Origin of the sequence: Bifidobacterium sp. ESL0784, from assembly GCF_029433295.1 — a bacterium.
Lineage (GTDB): Bacteria > Actinomycetota > Actinomycetes > Actinomycetales > Bifidobacteriaceae > Bifidobacterium.
Genome location: NZ_JAQTHV010000001.1, coordinates 557,008 through 576,595, shown reverse-complemented (window position 1 = coordinate 576,595; position 19,588 = coordinate 557,008). Strand labels below are relative to the sequence as shown.

Annotated in this window: 10 protein-coding genes; 3 read left to right on the top strand and 7 right to left on the bottom strand. The window is 59.8% G+C overall.

The window, feature by feature from the left end:
- Positions 1-108 precede the first annotated feature (108 nt).
- The 7 genes from PT279_RS02130 to PT279_RS02100 all read right to left on the bottom strand — a co-directional run bounded on the left by PT279_RS02130 (position 109) and on the right by PT279_RS02100 (position 9,879).
- Positions 109-1,959, bottom strand: coding sequence for a cell division protein (locus tag PT279_RS02130; protein WP_277164995.1), 1,851 nt, complete (start codon positions 1,957-1,959; stop codon positions 109-111).
- A gap of 206 nt (positions 1,960-2,165) precedes the next feature.
- Positions 2,166-2,876, bottom strand: coding sequence for a pyroglutamyl-peptidase I (locus tag PT279_RS02125; RefSeq protein WP_277164993.1), 711 nt, complete (start codon positions 2,874-2,876; stop codon positions 2,166-2,168).
- A 190-nt stretch (positions 2,877-3,066) separates the two neighbouring features.
- Positions 3,067-4,305 (bottom strand): polyphenol oxidase family protein, encoded by a 1,239-nt coding sequence (locus PT279_RS02120; RefSeq protein WP_277164991.1) that lies wholly within the window; start codon positions 4,303-4,305, stop codon positions 3,067-3,069.
- A gap of 31 nt (positions 4,306-4,336) precedes the next feature.
- Complete coding sequence (locus PT279_RS02115; RefSeq protein ID WP_277165226.1) at positions 4,337-5,827, bottom strand: U32 family peptidase; 1,491 nt, start codon at positions 5,825-5,827, stop codon at positions 4,337-4,339.
- A 926-nt stretch (positions 5,828-6,753) separates the two neighbouring features.
- Positions 6,754-7,326: a hypothetical protein gene (locus tag PT279_RS02110; RefSeq protein WP_277164989.1), complete on the bottom strand. Its 573-nt coding sequence runs from the start codon at positions 7,324-7,326 to the stop codon at positions 6,754-6,756.
- A 61-nt stretch (positions 7,327-7,387) separates the two neighbouring features.
- Positions 7,388-8,734, bottom strand: a complete 1,347-nt coding sequence (locus PT279_RS02105; RefSeq protein ID WP_277164986.1) for an AAA family ATPase — start codon at positions 8,732-8,734, stop codon at positions 7,388-7,390.
- A 272-nt stretch (positions 8,735-9,006) separates the two neighbouring features.
- Positions 9,007-9,879 (bottom strand): aldo/keto reductase, encoded by an 873-nt coding sequence (locus PT279_RS02100; RefSeq protein WP_277164984.1) that lies wholly within the window; start codon positions 9,877-9,879, stop codon positions 9,007-9,009.
- Between the two features lie 351 nt (positions 9,880-10,230).
- Here PT279_RS02100 and PT279_RS02095 point away from each other — a divergent pair, with 351 nt between their 5' ends.
- From PT279_RS02095 to PT279_RS02085, 3 genes are all read left to right on the top strand, one after another.
- Complete coding sequence (locus tag PT279_RS02095) at positions 10,231-11,703, top strand: serine/threonine-protein kinase (protein WP_277164982.1); 1,473 nt, start codon at positions 10,231-10,233, stop codon at positions 11,701-11,703.
- Between the two features lie 86 nt (positions 11,704-11,789).
- Entirely contained in the window at positions 11,790-17,834 is a 6,045-nt protein-coding gene (locus PT279_RS02090) for an Ig-like domain-containing protein (RefSeq protein WP_277164980.1), read from the top strand.
- A gap of 148 nt (positions 17,835-17,982) precedes the next feature.
- A complete protein-coding gene (locus PT279_RS02085) occupies positions 17,983-19,587 on the top strand; it encodes a MoxR family ATPase (protein ID WP_277164978.1) in 1,605 nt (534 codons plus the stop codon).
- Position 19,588 lies beyond the last annotated feature (1 nt).

Below are 19,588 nucleotides of genomic sequence, written 5' to 3'. Positions count from 1 at the left end.
TCTGGAGCCCGGAACCCTCGGACGGCGGGGCGGAAAACGAAAGTGCGCCATGACAACTTGCCACAGCGCACTTTCAGCGATTGTGCAGATCTTACAGACCAGGCCGAATCAGCGGTCGGCGTGTGCTCCACCGGAAGGCTCGCCGCCCTCGGGGAAAATCACATGATCGTAATTGACGCGGCTCTTGTTGTTGGCCTCGAATTTGGCGTTGGCTGGAACTCCGCCGTTGGCCGGCGCGTTCTGGGCCGCTGGAGCGGCAGGGACAGCGGCGTTGGCTGCCTTGTTGGCCGCTTCAGGATTCTTGTTTTCCGTATGGCTGACCAGATTGGAAAGCTGCTGCATGCCGCTCTTGGAGGCGCCGCCTTGCCGGGCGTGGGATTCGTTCTGCGTCTGCGGCTGATGGGCGGCTTGGCCGTCCTGATGAGAGGACTGCTGCTGCGCCGGCTGCGACACAGCCTTCCTGGAGACGTTGCCAGTGGGCGTGTAGGAGGCCGGCATCTGCTGGGGTGCCTGCGCGGATGCATGAGAAGCCTGCGGGGCCTGCTGCGCACCGGCGTTGCTGTTGCTGCGTGCTGACTGCTCGACTTGTGTGCTGTCCTCAGCCTTGCCGTGTTCGTCCTTTTGCTTGTCCGCCTGCGCGGCGTCGTCCAGATCGTTGGCCACGGCGTTGACCACCGGGACGTTGGGCCCGTCCTTCTTGTCGTCAGCGAAACCGAATCCGGAGAACGCGTTGGTGAACATCGCACGCAGCTCGGTGACGCGCTGGGTGATGGTCGATTCGCGTGCCTGAAGGTCCTTGATGCGCTCCTGAAGCCCGTCAAGCTCTCCTTGTGCAGCCTTACGGCGCTCCTCGACACGGACCTCGGCGTCCTTCTTGGCCTTCGAGATGATCTCCTCGGCCTGGCGATCGGCTTCCTGGCGCTTGGAGACCGTGTAGTTGTCGGCCTCGTCGCGCAGGTCCTTGGCCTTGGAAACCAGCGCGTCGGATTCCTTCTTCGCGGAGACACGGCTTTCCTCGAGCTTCTTCAGCAGGTCGTTGACCTTGCTAGTGGCCTCTTCCTGCTGCTTGGAGATGTCGGTGCGAATCTGCTCGACCTCGGCGTTGACCTGGCTCAAGGTCTTGGTGCGCTTGACTTCGGCGTCGTCGGTGATGCCCTGGGCCTTCGCCTTGGCGTCGTCAGTGATTTCCGTGGCCTTGCGCTGGGCTTCGGTAGTCATTCGGGAGACCTGCTCACGCACATTGGCGAGCTTCTTGTTGGCCTCGGCGAGCGCGGTCTCGATCTGGTCGCTGGCGTCGCTCTTGAGCTTGGCGACCTCGTCGTTGGCGGCCTTGCGCTGCTCGGCGACCTGCTGGGTGGCCTTGGCCTTGAGCTCGGCGATCTCGCGGTCCTGCTTGGCCTTTTCGCTGGCGAGACGCTTGTTGTGCTCCTCGCGCGAGTTGGTCAGCTCGATTTCGATGGTGTCGCGCTGCTCAGTGACCTTCTTGGCGGTCTCCTCGCGAAGCCTCGTGGCGTCCTGCTTGGCGGAGGTCGTAATCGACTCGGACTCGGTCTGCGCCTTGGCCAGGATGGTGGCGGCCTTGGAATTAGCCTCGTCGGTGATGTGCTGGGCGTCGAGCTTCGTGTTGTTGATCAGGGTCTCCGCCTGGTGCTGGGCCGCGGCGCGGGTGCTGGCCGCATCCTGCTTGGCGCGGTTCACCAGCTCGGTGCTGGTCTGCTCGGCGCTGGCGAGCATCTGCTGGGCGTTGGCTCCGAGAGACGCGAAGGAGCTGCCCTGTGACGCCTTCTTGGCGTTCTTCTTTTCCTCTTCGAGTTGGGCGCGCAGTTGCAGAATCGTCTGATCGCTGGAATCGACCTGTGCACGCATGCGGTCGAGCGTCTGTTGCAACGAAGCGATCTCCTGGTCTACCTGCTCCTTGTTATACCCGCGCAATTCTGTCGTGAAGCGGTCATCCGCCATGGTGATTCCTTTCGATTTGCGGTCTCGACCGCAGTTTTTGAAAGCTGATAAATACTATTAGCTTATTGTAGTATATTTTGAGAAATTATTGCCCGCCTGTGTCCAATCCACACAGACACCACGCGATTCTTTTTTGCGATTTTCCCGATTGCCGAAAAAACCGAACGCAACGCCTCGCATTGCCCTGTTGGGCTGCCTGTCGGACTTCAGGCGATGAGGATGCCCGACGACGTCGGCTCGAGGAAGTAGCGGGCGGTCTGGCGCACCACCACGCGGCACGCCTCGACCTGCTGGGCGCGCGTCAGGCCGTGCTGCGGGTGCGGTTCCTCGTTGATGATCGGCAGGCTGACGAAGCCGGAAAGCACCTTTTGCTGGGACGCGGCCCACTTCATCAGATTGTAGAAAAGCGAATTGCACACGAACGTGCCCGCGTCCGAGCTCAGGGCCGAGGGGATCTCCTCCCGCGCGAAATCGTCGAGGATGGAACGCAGCGGAAGCCTGGTCCAGAAAGCGGCGGGACCGTTGGAATCGATGGGTTTTCGCGACGCTTCGGGGGCCTCGACCGGCAGGCCGGTCTGCTCGCCGGAAATCGTGGTGCGGGACGTGTCGATGATGTTGTTGGCGCAGCGTTCCAGGAGAATCCCGCGGGCCGCGGCCTTGAGGCCGGTGGCGATGACGATGTCGGGGTGCATGGCTTCAAGCGTTTCCTTGAGCTGGGGCCAGCACTGCTCGACGTTGACCGGCAGATCGACGGCATTGATCGATATGTCCACGTCGCGCAGGAGGTCATCGCTTTCGAGGGCGGAGGTGGCGCCGAGGCCCTCTTCGGCCAGCGCGTGCGGCACGACGTGCGAGGGGTTGTTTTCGATTCCTTCGTAGGGATCGAAGCCGGAGATGACAACGTTCAAGTGTTCCATGGTTCCCAGTTTAGCGCGGAGTGTGGCGCGAACGGGGTGCAAAATCGCAGGCAGGGAAAGGGCGCCAACAATGACCGGCGATGACGCTGATTATTGTGCATTCCGTTTTATTGCGCATTCCGTTGAGCACGGCAGACGCGTGCACACCCGTTTCGTTGAGCGCGGCACACCCATTCGTGGACGAACCGGCCTATTCACGCACGATCAGGGCGAGCATGCGGCCTTCGTGCTGCTTTTTGGCCAAGCTCGCGCGGCGGTGGGAATACCAGAGCGGGTTTTCCAGCGTGCACAGGCTGTGGCGGATTTCTTCCATGCGTTCGTTGAGGTCGGGACTGCCCACGCCTTCGCCCTCGCCGTCGGCGGCGCACAGCGTGGCGAGCTCGGCGTCGTGGTCGAGATATTGCGTCGCGGCGGAGACGCGCGGGACGGAACTGATGACGTTGTCCGCGGGGATGCCAGCCTTGGCGAGTTCCTGCAGCGCGGCCTTGGCGATATCGATGCCGGGGCCGCCGAAACGGGTCAGCGTGAAGGTGCCGGGGAATTGCGCGTCGAACTCGTCGGCGATCTCGTCTCCGACCTCGTAGCAATCGCCGCAGATGCACGGGCCGAGCGTGGCCACGATGCGATTGGCCTGCGCGCCTTTCTGTGCCATCAGCTCGACCGTGGCTTTGATGACGCCATTTTGCAGGCCTTTGCGGCCGCAATGCGCCGCGCCGATGACACCGGCCTGCGGGTCCGCCAACAGCACCGGCAGGCAATCGGCTGCGAACATGCCGAGGGCCATGCCCTGTTGCGTCGTGACCTGGGCGTCAGCCTCGAGCCTCGGGTAGGCGGCCGCCAGGTTTGCGCCGGTTTGAGTTCCATTTGGAGAAGATTCATTATTTTTAATTGTATCGGAATTCTTGGTTGGATCAGGTTGACGAATCTCGGTGCGGATTTCGGATTCGCTGATTTCTGGCCCGTGATCGGTATCAATTTCCTCGATGTCCTGTTCCACAACGATTTCATTGGCATCGCCGGTATTCGTTTTGTCGCCATCGTCGCCGGAACCGATAATCGTGCCGGAAAAATCGCAACCGTACGGCGCGTTGGTTTCGAATATCTCGTCGATGTCGACGGCTCGACCGGAATGAACCTGAGCCACCAACGAAAGTGGGGCCCCCACGGCCTTGGCCAGCGCAACCCGGTTGGCTTCCACCGTGGCCGGACTCTCCCCTGTTTTGCCGCCGAGATTCAGGTCTCCCCAATCGCCGGTGCTTACGCCGCCAAGCCGCGTCGTATAAATGACCTTGATGCCAGGTGCCAAGTCGATGGGAATGGTGACGGGAATAGGATTGCCCGCCGCGTCGACCGGCGCGATGGCATTGCTGTCGATGATCTCGTCATCGTATTGGCCGTTTTCGGGGGTTTCATTTACAGAATTGCTCATGCGTTCAACTTTAGCGGGTTATGATTACCTGTCATTCAGCCTTGAGCGTGCGCTGTTTGGCGTGGGAACGGATCATCGAGTGTTCCGGGACCGCGAAGGGCAGCGGCATCGAAAAGACGTGCGCGGGATTGTTGATCTCCTCGACCGACTGGTCATCTGCGTCTTCCATCCCGCCTGCGGCAACCGTGTAATCGATCGGCTCGCGGCCGGGGATCAGGAATTCGATCAGCTGGCCGGGTTCGATCTTGTTGCGGCTCATCAGGGTGAGGCGTTGCGTGGCTTCGTCGTAACCGATGACCTCGCCGACCACCAGCCAATCGCGGAAATAGCCGCCGCGGTCCGTGTTCTGACCGGCCTTGTGCTCGGGATAATAAAAACCGGTGGAATAGTCACGGTGCGAGACCTTGTAAGGTTCGTCTTTCAGCCATTGTGGGAGCTCGACGGACTTCGGCTCGGCGTAACCCTGGGCTTTCGTGGCCTCCTCGCCCACCAAAGCCAGGACGCTCGCGGAAATCGTGGTCTTCGCCGCGGCCTCGGCACCGGCGCTTTGCACGCCGTGAAAACCGATGGAACCGCTGGATTCGAGCTGGCTCACGGCCTTGGTGACGCGCACGACGTCGGAACGACGCACCATGTCATGGAAGGGCTTGAGCTGGTTGCCTTCCCGGTCCTCGAAACCGCGCTGGACCATATATTCATTGACCGCACACTTGTAAGCGTTCGCCATCGACGCAACGTAATACGCGCTTTTGGCGCGGCCCTCGATTTTGAGGCTCGTGGCGCCGGCGTCGATCATATCGTCAAGGTGATCGAGCATGCACATGTCCTGCGAATTGAAAAGGAACGTGCCCTCGTCGCTCTCCTCCACCGGGAAGAACTGGCCGGGGCGCTTCTCCTCGACGACGTGGTATTTCCAGCGGCAGGGCTGCGAGCATTCGCCGTGGTTCGCGTCGCGGCCGTTCATGTAATTGGAGATCAGGCAGCGGCCGGAGAACGCCATACACATCGAGCCATGGACGAAGCACTCGATGTCCATATCCTCGGGGATGTTCGCGCGGATGTCGCGGATGGCCTGCAGGTCGAGCTCGCGGGCGAGCACTACACGGCGGGCGCCCAGTTCGTAGAGAGCGTTGGCTGCCAGGTAATTGGTGACGCCGGCCTGCGTGGAGACGTGCAGCTCGAGCTGCGGGGCGATGGAATGGGCGGCCATCATCACGCCGATGTCGGTGACGATCAGCGCGTCGATGCCGGTCTGGGCGAGGTGGGCGATGTAGGTCTTGATGTCCTCGACCTCGTTGTTGTGCGGCAAGACGTTGCAGGTGACGTAGACCCGGGCCCCGCGTTCGTGGGCATATGCCGCGCCGGCCTTGAGATCATCCATCGAAAGGTTCTTCGGCGCGGAACGCATGCCGAATTCCTTGCCGCCGCAGTAGACGGCATCCACGCCGAAGTCAATCGCCGTTTTGAGGCTGCGCAGGCTCCCCGCCGGAGCCAGCACCTCCGGCTTCCGCCGCCGCACCATCTTCGCCTGAATCGGCTTATTTTCGACGTTTCCGACGTTTCCAGCCATCACTTCACCTTTATTACTCTCATACTCGCCCATTTGCACCGTTCCAGTCTAAACCCGATTATGTCAGCCAATGCGACGAGTGCCGCAACCCCCACATGATGCCCTAACACTGCATGCCTTAAGAATGCGAGGGTAGCAGAATGTCATACAATTTCCCGTAGCGGTGAACACGAAAAGAATCTGCAGAGCCCTTCCCGCTACAGGAATCCCCGTCTACATAAAACCATCACATCAAGATCGTTAAAATTCCAAGGATTCGCAATCGCCAGGAATCACCACCGCAGCACGCAATCCCATCACAGCCAAAAATCACGTTCCCTGCTGCGAAAATCCCCGCCCATACAAAACCATCACATGTGGCACACGTTATGCTGTCGTAAGTAACTAGACGAACAGACAAGTGCAAGGCCCGCCATTTGTATTTGGCGGGCCTCGCACTATCTCGCACTATCTCCACGTACATCAACCCAGCAAAACAGCAAGGCATAGAAGGAAGGCGACAAGATTCAGGAATGGCCCGTAGCGGTGAATGCAAAAAGAACCTGCAGAACCCTTCCCTGTTGCGAAACCCCACCCACACAAAACCCACACATCGAAATCGTTGGAGTTCCAATGATCCACAATCACACGAAATCAATGCAACAGCACGGAACACAATTATGAATAAAAATCACGTTCCCCGCTGCGATTCCACATGAAAAAGGCATTCACGACACATCAAACGACACATCATTTGAATATCGATGCACCCGACCAGCATCATCACAACGAAATCGGAGAACACCGATCAATCAGCTCCGCTATGCACCGCTCAGGCGTTGAAATTGACGAATCCCACACTTATTCTCAATACAATAACGAATCGAATCGAACAACCATCAATCGCCAATCGTTGGTTGTGGCAAAGCCGGAGCTATTTGCTTATCGAAAAAATCCTCGTCGACAACAAATGCATCTTCTACAGTAACGCCAATCAGCGGCATGAACATCTTGAGCTCTTTGCCACGAGCCCTATCTGAGGTTCTTGTCTTTATCTTGTTGAGTTCCCGATTCACAACAAGAATAAATCTATAGTTTTCCTCAGGTTTGGACACATTGGAGAAACTTTCATGTACCAGCATGAACCAGGTTTCATAATACTTACGCAGCAACCAGACTTCATAGTCTCTATTGGTTTCTGAAAGAGGTTGCTTAGGATCAGGTTTATTGAACCTAAAATATGGAATGCCCTCTTTACTGGTAGTCGGCTCTCCTGCACTGTCAAATTTAAATTCAATGAGCCAAACGGTTCTACTATTAGGATTCGGACTTTCCACTATTGCATCAACGCTGCAAGGCGATTTTTCCTCTCCGAAACCATACTTGTCCGAATACCATTCCGCGACTTTATCACCGTCAAAAGCCTTTTTCTGACTTTTGACAAGAGGATGTGGTTTTTCGCCTTTGGTCATACTGAGATTCTCAAATGTGTCTTTTGGAATATTCAGTCGAGCCAAGTTTTTTGCGAGACATTTATTCGATGGCATCTTCCAGCCCCTCGTTAAGCCGGAATTCTGTCCCTTCTATATCATCGAAGGGGCTGATCATGGTCTCATAGAGTTCTTCCCATTTCTCCTGCCCTTTAACCTCATAGAACGATACGGTGCCGTTTTTGTGCCCTTCGGCCGAATATACATGATGTTTGTCTGCCACACTGTATTTTTGCGCATACACGCGCAGAGCCTTAAGGAAGTAGGGACTGTGCGTCGTGACCAAGACGTGCACATTCATCTTTTTCATCAGCAAGACCAGAGCCTCAGCGTACTTAAGCTGCCACTGAGGATGGAGGTGAATCTCCGGCTCATCGAGAATAAGGAAAGTGCCCGGCTGCAAGGTTCCGTCGGACAACAGAGTTTTCAGCAACACCACACTTTTCGTGCCCATCGAGCCATTAGCCACAGGAATCTGATTTCCCAGACGGGGATCACGCAGCTTCGAACCCGAACTGTCATCATCGTTATCGACAACAACAGGAGTTATGCCATTCAGAAACTCAATAATATCATGAGCTTCAGGTGCGACGACAATTTGCTCGCGTTTATTCCTTCTTCTTATCTGATCTATGTTTGATGCTTCACGGCCTTCTGCCGTTCCAGCAGTGTAATAGTAAGCGGGATCGCTTACATACTCCAACATCGATGGATTATCGATCAGAATCGCGCTCTTTTGCTCATCAAAAGAATCCGTATATTCCACACAGGCAGCATGATTCAAGCGGACCCGCAAAACAGTACGGGTTTTATCGGTAATCCAAGCTTTTGCGATGTCTTGTGCCGGCTCCGTTTCAGTGACGACCGCATCGGCGAACATAGAAGAAAAAGTTTGAGTCGCATGATCTACAAGGAATTCTTCCAATGTGACATTCGTGATTTCGAGACTGTTCTTAAAAAGCTCTTCTTTATGGACAGAAATTGCCGATAATGCAGACAAGGCCTCTTTGCCTACTGCGGATTCAGGCAACTCCTCTTGAATTCGTTGCACAAAAGTGTCAGGTTCATCTATTCCGTTTTTATCGGAAAGCACGGCAATGATTGCGTCAGTAAGTGCCTCTATTGCGATTCCACGTTGCCGATGTGCCAAGTAAGTACGATTTTCGGCGGGTTTCCAACGCTGGATATTAAAGGAAAGAAATCTCCTTAACTTATTCCTAACCCATTGATTCATGCGCTCGGTACGGTCATATCCGGGATTGATCGCAGCAAAAAGCGCCTTGCCCAACGTGCTTTTGCCGCGATCGTTCTCTCCTGCAATCACAGTCAATCCATCGAGCGCTATGGAAGCATCTGAAATCTTCCCGATATTACTAACATGAAATTGCATATATCCCCGCCAAACCGATGTGTGCCATATCTTTCTGATTACTTAAAATATAGTATCAATCATACCTAGAGGCTATTCCGCTGTTTTCAGCCATCACGTCTCCTTTATTATTTATTTTCGCGCTCACCCCATTGCGGCGTTCCAGCTTGGACCAACGCTCACAAACTCCTGCTACTAACCGGTCAATCCTGCTAGTTTTCGTACGTTTTCTAGGTACAAAACATACGTTTTCTAGCAGGATTGACCGATTACTAGCAGAAAGCCGCCACCACTCAGGCGTTGAGACTGGCGAGCTCTTCGGCGGTAAGCTCTAGGTCGCCGGCCTTGAGGCTGTCGAGAATCGTGGCAGGGCGATGGGCGCCGGGGATCACGAAGACGTGACGACCCAGGCTCAGCTCCCAGGCGAGCACGACCTGCTGGTGGCTCACCCCATGGGCGCGGCCGACCTCGCGGAACGGGTCGTACTTGGTCTCGTCCTTGGCCCTGCGGTAGCCGCCGAGCGGGCTCCAGCAGACAAACGCCAAGCCCAGCTTCTCGCAATAATCGAGGGTGTCCTGCGTGGAGCGGTAGGTCGGCGAGAACTGGTTCTGCACCGCGACAAGCTTATCGCCCAAGATGCCGCGTGCAATGTCGATCTGCTCGACAGAAGCGTTGGAAATGCCGGCTTCCTTGGCCACACCTTCATCCAGCAGCTGCTTGATGGCCTCGATGGATTCGTTATAAGGAACGGACGGGTCGGGGCGGTGGAAATAGAGCAGGTCAATGGTGTCGACGCCGAGCGCGAGCGCCGACTGCTTGCCGGCCTCGATCAGGTGCTCGGGCTGGCCGTTGACTCCCCAAGTCGGGGTCTTGCCGTCGTCGGCGAAGTTGCGGAAATGGCCGATCTTGGTGGCCACGGTCACCTCGTTCTTCGGGCCATCCCAGCTTTCCATGGCGCGACGCACCAGCTTTTCGCCGGTTTGTTCCTCGCCGCCGGAGCAGTAATACGACCAGGCGGTGTCGATGTGACGGCAGCCGGCGTCGAGCGCGGCGTGGATGGTTTCGATGCCCTTGGCCTCGCCGAGATTGTTTTCGATGGTCAGCGGCATTTCGCCCAAACCGATGGCGGTGGTGTCGAACGGTCCGAGATTACGATGTAATACCATGTTGTTCCTTTGTCTGCGTTTCTATATCGATGCCTCCAGCCTACGTAACCAAAGCGACCGATTTATCGCACCCGCACAAGTAAATGCGACAAACACGTCACCAATCCCAACAACCCGTCTATCGCATCCGAACGAACGAATGCCGGGAAACACGTCACCAAACCCAGCGACCCGTTTACCGCACCCGAACGAACGAATGCCAGGAAACAGCCACTAAGACAACCTAAGCTAACCTGAACGAACCGATTTTGCATGGATGCATCCCCTTGCCTGTGCAAATCGTACGATAGTGAGCAATATATAGAAAGTTCGCCATAAAAGGTAAAATGCAGTCAGTTTCTTTTAAGAGATTTGAGAGAAGAAAGGGCCGCGATGGCGCCGACGATACCCGATTGTGATTTCATCCGCGAGCTGGGAACCGGCTCCACGGCCGACGTGTATCTCTACCGCCAGCACAGCCTCAACCGCGAGGTGGCCGTCAAAGTCGGCAAATCAAGGCAGGACCGCAGTTTCGACGAGACCTTCGAAAAAGAGGCCAAGATCATGGCCCAGCTTTCGGCGCACCCTTATATCGTCTCCATCTACGGCTCGGGCTTGACCCCACAGACCGGCCTGCCGTATCTCGTCCTCGAATACGCGCCGCACGGTTCCTATAAGGAGATCATGCGCAGCCGCAGGCTCAGCGTCGCCGAGGTGCTCGACCTCGGGGTCAAGCTCACCGGAGCCCTGCAGACCGCGCACCGCCACGGCATCATCCACCGCGACATCAAACCGGCCAATATCCTTCTCACTTCCGCCAATCAGCCGGCCCTTTCCGATTTCGGCATCTCGACCAGCATCTACGAGGCGAAGTCGCGCACCGGCTTTTCCGTGCCGTGGGCACCCCCGGAAGTGCTGACCGGCAAGGGCGGCGGCACCGAAACCTCCGACATCTATTCGCTGGCAGCCTCGCTCTACGGCCTGCTCGCCGGCGAATCGCCCTTCGAATACGTCTTCCATCCGCACACGCAAAGCGAGCTGGCGCTGAATATCGTCTCGGACTCGTTGCCGAAAAACGCCATTCCCGACGTGCCCAAGGAAGTCGATCAGATCCTCTTGAAGGCCATGGGCAAAGACCCGGACGCCCGCTACCTTTCGGCGCAGCAGCTCGGCCGGGCCCTGCAGCAGGCGCAGGAGGATTGCGGGCTCAACGTCACCCCGTTCGTGGCGGAGGGCTGCGACCCGTTCTCGGCGCATCACCCGATGCCGCAACCGGGCAAGGGCCGGTTCGGCGCCAGGGTGGCCACCCCGCAACGCAAACGCTCGAAGAAGCCGCTGATCATCGCCGTGGCCGCGCTGGCCGCGGTGGCGATCATCGTGGCCACGTTCGCTTTCGTGGTGTTGCCGCGCATGGATAGCAAGAAATCCGACGAACGCACGAAAATCGATACGATGCAGACCCCGCATTCGGGTGACGGCAGTTCGGAAAACGCCAAGAACGGCAAAGGCAACGGCCAGGACAGAGGTCAGAAGGACGACATCACCAGCGAGAACGCGGGGGCCGCGGTGCCGCAAGCCACGAACCTCATGGGCACCGCCGACGGCCAGAATGTGACGTTCACCTGGAACAACCCGGCCCCCAAGCCCGGGGACACCTACGCCTGGGCGGAAGTCGAGGACGGGTCGGCGGCACCTGGCACCCAGACCTCGATCGTCAAAGAGCCCAAGGTCACCCTCAATGTTGCTAGCGGCAAACCCCAGACATGCATTCAGGTTAGTATTGTAAGAGCCGACGGACGAATGTCTGCCAGCCCCGCGATGGCCTGTGCGGTAACAAAGCAGTAAACGCTACGACAAGGTCATCGCCGAGCGGCGGATAAAAGGATTTTCGGGTGAATCGTTCGAGGCTATAACAGGGAGGAAAGCAGCTGATGAAGGCATCGCGCAAATCACAGGGTGAGCATAGCGTCCGTCTTGCCTTGAGGCGCCTGAATTCGCAGACGAACCGCCGCTGGCTTACCCCTGTCCTCGTGCTGCTCCTGCTGCTCGGCATCGTGGCTGGGGCCATCATCATCAATACTTTGACACGCACCCACGTCCACCTCGACGACGGAACGGTATGGGTCACCTCGCTTAAGGACCGCAAGGCCGCACGTTTCAACGTCAAGCTCCAGCAGGCCAACGGCGCGGTGGCGCCCACCACGCCCACCTTCGACGTCAGCCAACACGACGACAACGTGATCCTTTCGGACGGGGCGAAGGCGCAGGGCATCGTCGCCTCGAACCTCGGCATCCACGGCAAGGCCGAGGTCAAAAATTCGACTTCGACGTTCATCGGCGACAGCACGGCGGCGTTCCTGAACCACAAAACCGGCAACGTGTGGGTCGGGGATGCGGACAACCTCGATTCCATCACCCCCAAGACCTCCTCCCCCCAGATGCAGCTGGGAACCCACGGGCTCATCGCGGTGGACCGCAACGGCTCGGTCTACGGCTACCGGCCGGGCGACGGCGCGGTGCTCAAAATGGACAACGCCCACAGCGTGGTGAAGACGCTCAAATCCATCACCGACGGCAAGGGAACCAATGCCGACAGCTTCACCGTCATCGGCGACCGCCCGGTGATCGCGGCCAAACAGAGCATCATGTGGCAGGGCGGCAGCGCGCAAATCGATTCACGCGGACCGGTGAGCCTGCAGGCCCCAGCGGTCGATGACGCCCAAGGCGACTGGGTGGCGGCGAGCGCACGCAACGGCGTCTTCACCGTTGATTTCAAGCATGGCAACAAAACTGCCGCGTTCATGAACAAGGGCACAGCCGAGGCCGCTCAGCCCGTCTCGTCAAAGGGCTGCGTCTATGCCGCCTGGTCGCAGCAGGCGCACAACTATATCCGCCTGTGTTCGGCCGACGGCGCGGCTGAGGCGAACCAAGGCAAAGGCGACACCGCGAAGGCCCCGTGGCAGACCCTGCAGTCCATCTCGCCGACTTCGCAGCTGGTCTTCCGCACCAACCACCGGCTCGTGGTCTTGAACGACGTGACCAACGGCAATGTGTGGAACCCGGACCAGTCCAACAAGGTCATCAAGATCCAATGGCGCCAGATCGAAACGAAGAAGACCGCCAACCAGCAGAAGAATTCCGATTCCGCCAACAACCAGACGCAGTTCAAACCCACCTGCTCCACCAAATCCGGCGAGATCAAGGCCGAGGACGACAATTTCGGCGCGCGCGTGGGCGGCCAGCAAATCCTCGACGTGCTGCGCAACGACGAGCAGACGGATTGCTCGGTGCTGCACATCACCAAGGTCGGCCCCGTCTCGGGCGCCGGCATCACCGTGGCCCCCATCTATTCGGGCCGCTACCTTCAGCTGGACACCACCGGTGCCACGCCGGGCAGGACGAGCTTCACCTACGACATCAATGACGGCCGCGGGCAGTCGAGCACCGCGACGGTCAACCTCACCATCACCGGCGGCAACGTCAACCAGCCCCCGGCTCAGACCGACACCCCTCCCGAATACGACGTGGAGCAGGGAGCCACCTTCAGCGTCAACGCCCTGGGCAGCTTCACCGACCCCGAAGGCGACCCAATGACGCTGGTCTCGGCCGTCGCCCAGAACAACAACCAGGTCGCCGTCTCCACCCGCGCCGACGGGCAGCTCGTCTTCAACACCGGTTCGCTGACCGGCGGCCGTGTGGGCGTGGAAGTGACCGTCTCCGACGGCATGCACACCGGCAACGGGCTCATCTACTTCTCCGTACGCCCGGCGAACACGCTGGGGGCGATGATCGACGCGGTGACCAAAAACACCACGCCCGATACCTCCACCACCGTCGAGCTCAAGCAATACGTGCATGGCACCAGCGCCCAGCCGCCCGTGCTTTCGGCGGTCAACACCCCGACTGGTACGACCACTTCCACCAATTCGGCCGACCTCTCCTTCACCTTCAAGGCCAGCAACCCCGGAACATATTACGTTCCCTATACCATCAGCCAAGGCAGCGTCGAGGCGCAGGGCCTGGCACGTTTGGAGGTGCAGCCAGTGACCGGCGAATCGGCCAAACCCATCGCCGCCAATGACGTGGCGCTGATGGGGGCCGATCAGACCGCCATCGTGGAGCCGCTCAACAACGACACCGACCCGATGGGCGGGGTGCTTTCGGTGACCTCCGTCAACGTCGACCCGAAGCTGGGAATCAAGACCGGGCTGGTGGCCCACAAGCGCGTCTATATGACCGCTCGCCAAATCCCCACCAAACCCGTCAAACTCACCTATACCGTGGCCAACTCCGCCGGCTCGTCCCGCGGCACCATCGTGCTGCAGCCGCCGGCCCTGACCACCGCCAACGCGGCGCCGAAAGCCGCCAACGTCACCGCCAACGTGCGCACCGGCGGCATCGTCAGCGTCGATGTAATCGACCACGTCTCCCACGCCGACGGCACCACCGTCAAGCTGCAGAACACGCTGCAGTACAGCAAGAAGACCTTCAAAGGGCTAGTCTTCGTCTCCGGCGACGACGTGCGTTACCAGGCCTCGAACACCCCGGGCGTCTACCCGGTGACCTACACGGTGCGCGACAACCTCGGCAACGCGGCCTCCGGCATCATCACCATCACGGTGCACGCCAAGGACGCCAACAACAAGCCAGCCCCCACCCCGCAGGACACGCAGGCGCAGGTGGCCGCCGGCCAGAAGGTGCGCATCCCGATCACCCTGACGGGCATCGACACCGACGGCGACGACGATACACTGCTCGGCCTCGGCGACAAATCGCCGAAGATGGGCCGCATCGACGAGGTCGGCGCGAACTATATGGTCTACGAGGCCTACAGCGATTCATCAGGAACCGATACATTCACTTACGCCGTAGAGGATTGGACCGGCCAACGCGCCCAGGCCCAGATTCGCGTGGGCGTCTACAAGGGCACCTCCGATTCCGGCGTGTACGCACGCGACGACCAGGTGACGCTGCGACCCAACACCGAAGCCAACGTACCGGTGGCGCAGAACGACATTTCCGGCGACAACACCGATCTCAAGGTCGACAAGAACCTGCAGATGCAAGGCATCAGCGGGGCCAGCGTCGCCGACAACATGATCTCCTTCAAGACGCCGGCCCAGGCGGGAACGTCATACATCGTCTACACCGTCAAAGACAAGGCGGGCCTTTCCGATACCGCGACGCTGACGGTGACCACCGACCCGAACGCGCCCATCGAACCGCCAACGGCCTACGATTACCGCGTGCCCTCCGCCGCCACGCTCGACAAGAAATCTGTCGATGTCGATCTTTCGCAATGGATTGCGAACCCCTCCGGCACCGCCAACGAGCTCAAGGTCGGCATCGACCCGACCGCTGCCGACCACGCCCACGTCAAGGGCGGCGACAAATCCACCACGGTGACCGTCGACCTCACCGACGAGGCCAGAAGCGTGCCTTACACGGTGACGAACACCACCTACCACATCACCTCCACGGCCTTCGTGCAGGTGCCGCAGTACGGCGTCTTCCCACCGACGTTGCGCCCGAAGGCGCCGCCGATCAAGGTCAACGCCAAGCGCAGCGTCAATATCAACCTCGCCGATTACGTGCGCGTCGGGCCCGGCAAGACCCCTTATGTCGACAAGGATTCGATCAGCGCCACCAAAAGTGATAATTCCGATTATTACGTCAACGACCAGACCCTGAAGTTCACCGCACCGAAGGACTACGCGGGCCCGGCCTCCATCACCTTCACGGTCTCCGACGGCAAGCGCGACGACAACAGCAAGGACAAGAACGGCTCGAAGCAGGCCAAGATCATCAACTCGTCCGTGCTCACCCTGCCCATCACCGTCATCGGCCGCAACGTGCCGCCGCCCACCTTCTCCGCCTCCACCATCAGCGTCGCGGCGGGCGAGGACGCCAAGACCATCGATCTGACGGCCCTGACCCACGCCCCCAGCGGCCTGGACGAGGATGAGAAGGACTACAGCTATTCCGGCGGCCAGGCCTCCGGCTCCATCGAATCGCATCTCACCAGCGGCGGCAAGCTGACGGTGAAGGCGTCGACCGACGCCGCGGTGGGCTCGATATCGAGTATCCCGATCACCATCAAGTATTCCAACGGCACCGTTTCGGCTGGGCTGACGGCGCAGGTGGTGCAGTCCACACGGCCGCTCGCCAAGATCTCCGGGGTCAGCAAACGCATGAACGCCGGCGACTCCACCACCGTCGACATCCTTTCCGGCGCGTTTAACCCGTTCCCCGACACACCGCTTACGGTGGTAAGCTGCCAGGCCGACGACACCGCGAAACTCAAGGTCGACTGCGGCTCGAGGGGTTCCATCGGCATCCACGCGGCCGCCGACATCGGCGCCTCGTCCAACACCGTGGTGGTCAACGTCCAGGACGCCACCAAGACCAAGGAGCGCGAGGTCAGCGCCACCATCACCATCTCCGTGATCGACAAGCCCGCCCCGCCGCTGCTCTCACCGGTCGCCGGCCAGCCCGCCGACAGCGCGGTCAATCTGAGCTGGACGCCGGGCAGCGCCAACGGCAGCCCCATCAGCGACTACGAGGTGGATTACGACGGCAACGCCAAATCGTGCGGCGCCGTGACCACCTGCAATATCACCGGCCTGACCAACGGCAGGAACTACAGCTTCAGCGTGCGCGCCAGGAACGAGGCCGGCTGGTCGAGGCCGTCGAACAGCGTCGACGCCATGCCGGACAAGGTGCCCGACGCCCCCAGCGGCATTAAGGTCCAAGGCGACTACCAGAAGGTCACCGTCAGCTGGGGTGCGCCCACCTACACCGGCACGAAGCCTGACGATTACACCGTCACGATGAACGGCAAGGTCAAGCACACGAGCAGCCTGAGCCAGACCTTCGATTTGGGCAACGGCGAGATCAGCGACGGCTCGACCTTCAGCGCCACCGTGCGCGGGCACAACCGCGCAGGCGACGGCCCGGTGAGCGAGACCGTGTCCGCCGGCAACAACGTGGCCTGGGGCGACCCGGACCAGCCGACGGTCTCCATGAGCCAGAGCGCCAGCGGAGATAGGATGGACATCAAGGTCACCCTGGGCAACATGCGCAACGCAGGCTGCGGAAGCATCAGCATAGGCGGCGATTTCTCGCCTAACATCACCTGCAGCAGCCTCAGCGATTCGGTGGCGGTCCAAAAGCACCAATACAACGTCAAGCAGAGGATCTCGGTGGTCGTCAATCCGAAGCATTCCGCACGCTCCACCACGGCGGTCACCGCCGAGGCGACCCCCGGCTATTCCATCAAGCAACCCATCATCGCCGTCTCCAGAGCCGACAACAGGTGCTACGTCAATATCAACGGCAGAGGCGAATACGACGGCTTCTCGATCAACGGCGGAGGCATGACCACCGACACATCGCCCCAATACGGCACGGTCAGCCCGTGGAGCACCTGCGCCGGGGTCAACGTGGCCCAGATTCTCAATGGCTCCCCGGGCCCGAGCGCAACGGCCCAGTCCAATGACGTCTACAAGAAGCAGACCGAAATCACCTCGCCCCTGACAATGACCTGGGATACGAGTGATCGCCACAAAATCAATGTGACCGGAGGCAACAGCGACTCTTACAACGGCCATGTTGTCTACAACCTGACCATCAGCGTGGACGGCAAGAACACTTCCTGCGCCGGTTGGCAGCCAGGCCAGGCCATGAGCTGCGACGTCACGGGCCTTGGCGACGAGGACTATAACAATAGCGATTTCTCGTGGGCGATCAACGCCACCATCCCGGATGCAGGCAGCAACACCCAATACAACGCCACCGCAAACGGCACAGGCGTCTACGGTACGAGAGCCCCCGCTTCCTCATCCGTTAGCTCCAGCGAACCGGGCGGCGGCGAGGCCAAATCGCAGAGCCTCGTCGACTCATTCCCCACACTGCAGCGCACGGTCATGCAACGCAATCTCGCCGTCGCGGCCAGGCAACAGGGGGCGAGGCGATGATGGCAGGCACACCAATGAAGCGCACGGGTGCGAAACCGGCCATGCCTTTTCGCAACCCCATAGGGGCATCCGAAAGGCCTGGCAGCCAAGATAACCAATGCATCAACAACAATCCATCGGCTCATCGAGCAATCATAAAGGAGAATCTATGAGCACACACAAGAGCGACCCGTCCAACGATGAGACGAAAATCTCGGACGCCACGCACCTCTCCGATGCCACCCACCGCCCGGAATTCGTCAGCAACGACGAGACGAGTGATCGCAGCAAAAGCGCGTTCCCCTCGCTGCCGAAACGCTCGAGGTTCGCAGGCAAGCCGGAACCCCGGCACACCGCCACAGATCCAAGTGACGACAGCACCGTGCTCGGTTCCATCCAAGGCATCGGCGAAGGCGAGGAGATCTCCGAGGAAACCGTACTGAGCACCTCGATGCCGGGCGACAGCACCGGGTTCCCCGACCTTCCCGGCGAACAGCCTTCGGGCACGACATTGGACAGCCAAACCGTCGGCAGCTATGCGGCTTCGGCCACTCCCACGACCACAACCACTCCCGCGGATGCCGCCACTTCCACGGCTGCCACTAGCCCCGCGCCCGCCGCCACCAACCCGACACCTGCCACCGACAATACGGCAGACGCCCCGCAAAGCGGATACGAAGCGCCGGCCGCAACGTCCTACGCCGCTCCCGCCGCCAACGACACCCAGTCACAGACCTTCCTCGAGCCCCAGGCCAGCAAGGATTCGCTTGAGGCCCCCTACGCCTCGGCCTCGCCGGCCTCAAGCATCATCACGCCGCCGAAGGACTCCATCTTTGATTTCAAGCGTTCCTTCGACGCCTTGGTTGACAACATCGGCAAAGTCGTGGTCGGCAAGCCCGAGCCCATCAAACTGTGCGTCACGGCCCTGATGGTCGGCGGCCATGTGCTCCTGGAAGACAACCCCGGCACCGGCAAGACACAGCTGGCGCGAGGCCTGGCCAATTCCATCGCCACCTCGTTCAAGCGCATCCAGTTCACCCCTGACCTCCTACCCAGCGACGTGGTCGGCGTGACCTTCTACGACCAGAAATCCGGCGAATTCGAGTTCCGCGAGGGCCCGATCTTCGCCTCCATCGTCTTGGCCGACGAAATCAACCGCGCTTCGCCGAAGACCCAGTCCGCGCTCCTGGAGGTCATGGAGGAGCAGAAGACCACCGTCGACGGCAAGACCTACCCGATGCCGCAGCCGTTCATCGTCATCGCCACGCAGAACCCGCTGGAGCAGCTCGGCACCTATAAGCTGCCCGAGGCCCAGATGGACCGCTTCCTGATCAAGACCTCCGTAGGCGCGCCTGGCCACGACGTATCGATCGACATTTTGAAGGACATCGACATCACCGACCGCGCCGACACCGTTTCGGCCGTGCTGAGCGGCGACGACATCATCAGGCTGCGCAAGACCGCCAAGGATGTACGCGTCGACGACCGCATTCTCGAATACATCGAACGCCTTGTGGAAGCGACCAGATTGAGTGAGAAGCTTCGCGTGGGCTCCTCCATGCGTGGCGCGCTGGCACTGACGCGTTGCGCACGCATCTGGGCCGCCGCCGACGCACGCGACTACGTGCTCCCTGACGACGTGCAGGACCTCGCCGTGCCGGTGCTCGCCCACCGTATCATCCTGAACGCCGAAACCGCGTTCAAGGGCGAAACCGCCGAGCAGGTCGTCGCGCAAATCGTCGAGTCCGTCCCGGCACCTTCCATGGGAGCCTGAA

Excerpts from the sequence above, each read along its gene's own strand:
- PT279_RS02090 (WP_277164980.1), top strand. The coding sequence starts at position 11,790 with ATGAAGGCATCGCGCAAATCACAGGGTGAGCATAGCGTCCGTCTTGCC.
- PT279_RS02130 (WP_277164995.1), bottom strand. The coding sequence starts at position 1,959 with ATGGCGGATGACCGCTTCACGACAGAATTGCGCGGGTATAACAAGGAG.
- PT279_RS02120 (WP_277164991.1), bottom strand. The coding sequence starts at position 4,305 with ATGAGCAATTCTGTAAATGAAACCCCCGAAAACGGCCAATACGATGAC.
- PT279_RS02085 (WP_277164978.1), top strand. The coding sequence starts at position 17,983 with ATGAGCACACACAAGAGCGACCCGTCCAACGATGAGACGAAAATCTCG.
- PT279_RS02125 (WP_277164993.1), bottom strand. The coding sequence starts at position 2,876 with ATGGAACACTTGAACGTTGTCATCTCCGGCTTCGATCCCTACGAAGGA.
- PT279_RS02110 (WP_277164989.1), bottom strand. The coding sequence starts at position 7,326 with ATGACCAAAGGCGAAAAACCACATCCTCTTGTCAAAAGTCAGAAAAAG.
- PT279_RS02100 (WP_277164984.1), bottom strand. The coding sequence starts at position 9,879 with ATGGTATTACATCGTAATCTCGGACCGTTCGACACCACCGCCATCGGT.
- PT279_RS02115 (WP_277165226.1), bottom strand. The coding sequence starts at position 5,827 with ATGGTGCGGCGGCGGAAGCCGGAGGTGCTGGCTCCGGCGGGGAGCCTG.
- PT279_RS02105 (WP_277164986.1), bottom strand. The coding sequence starts at position 8,734 with ATGCAATTTCATGTTAGTAATATCGGGAAGATTTCAGATGCTTCCATA.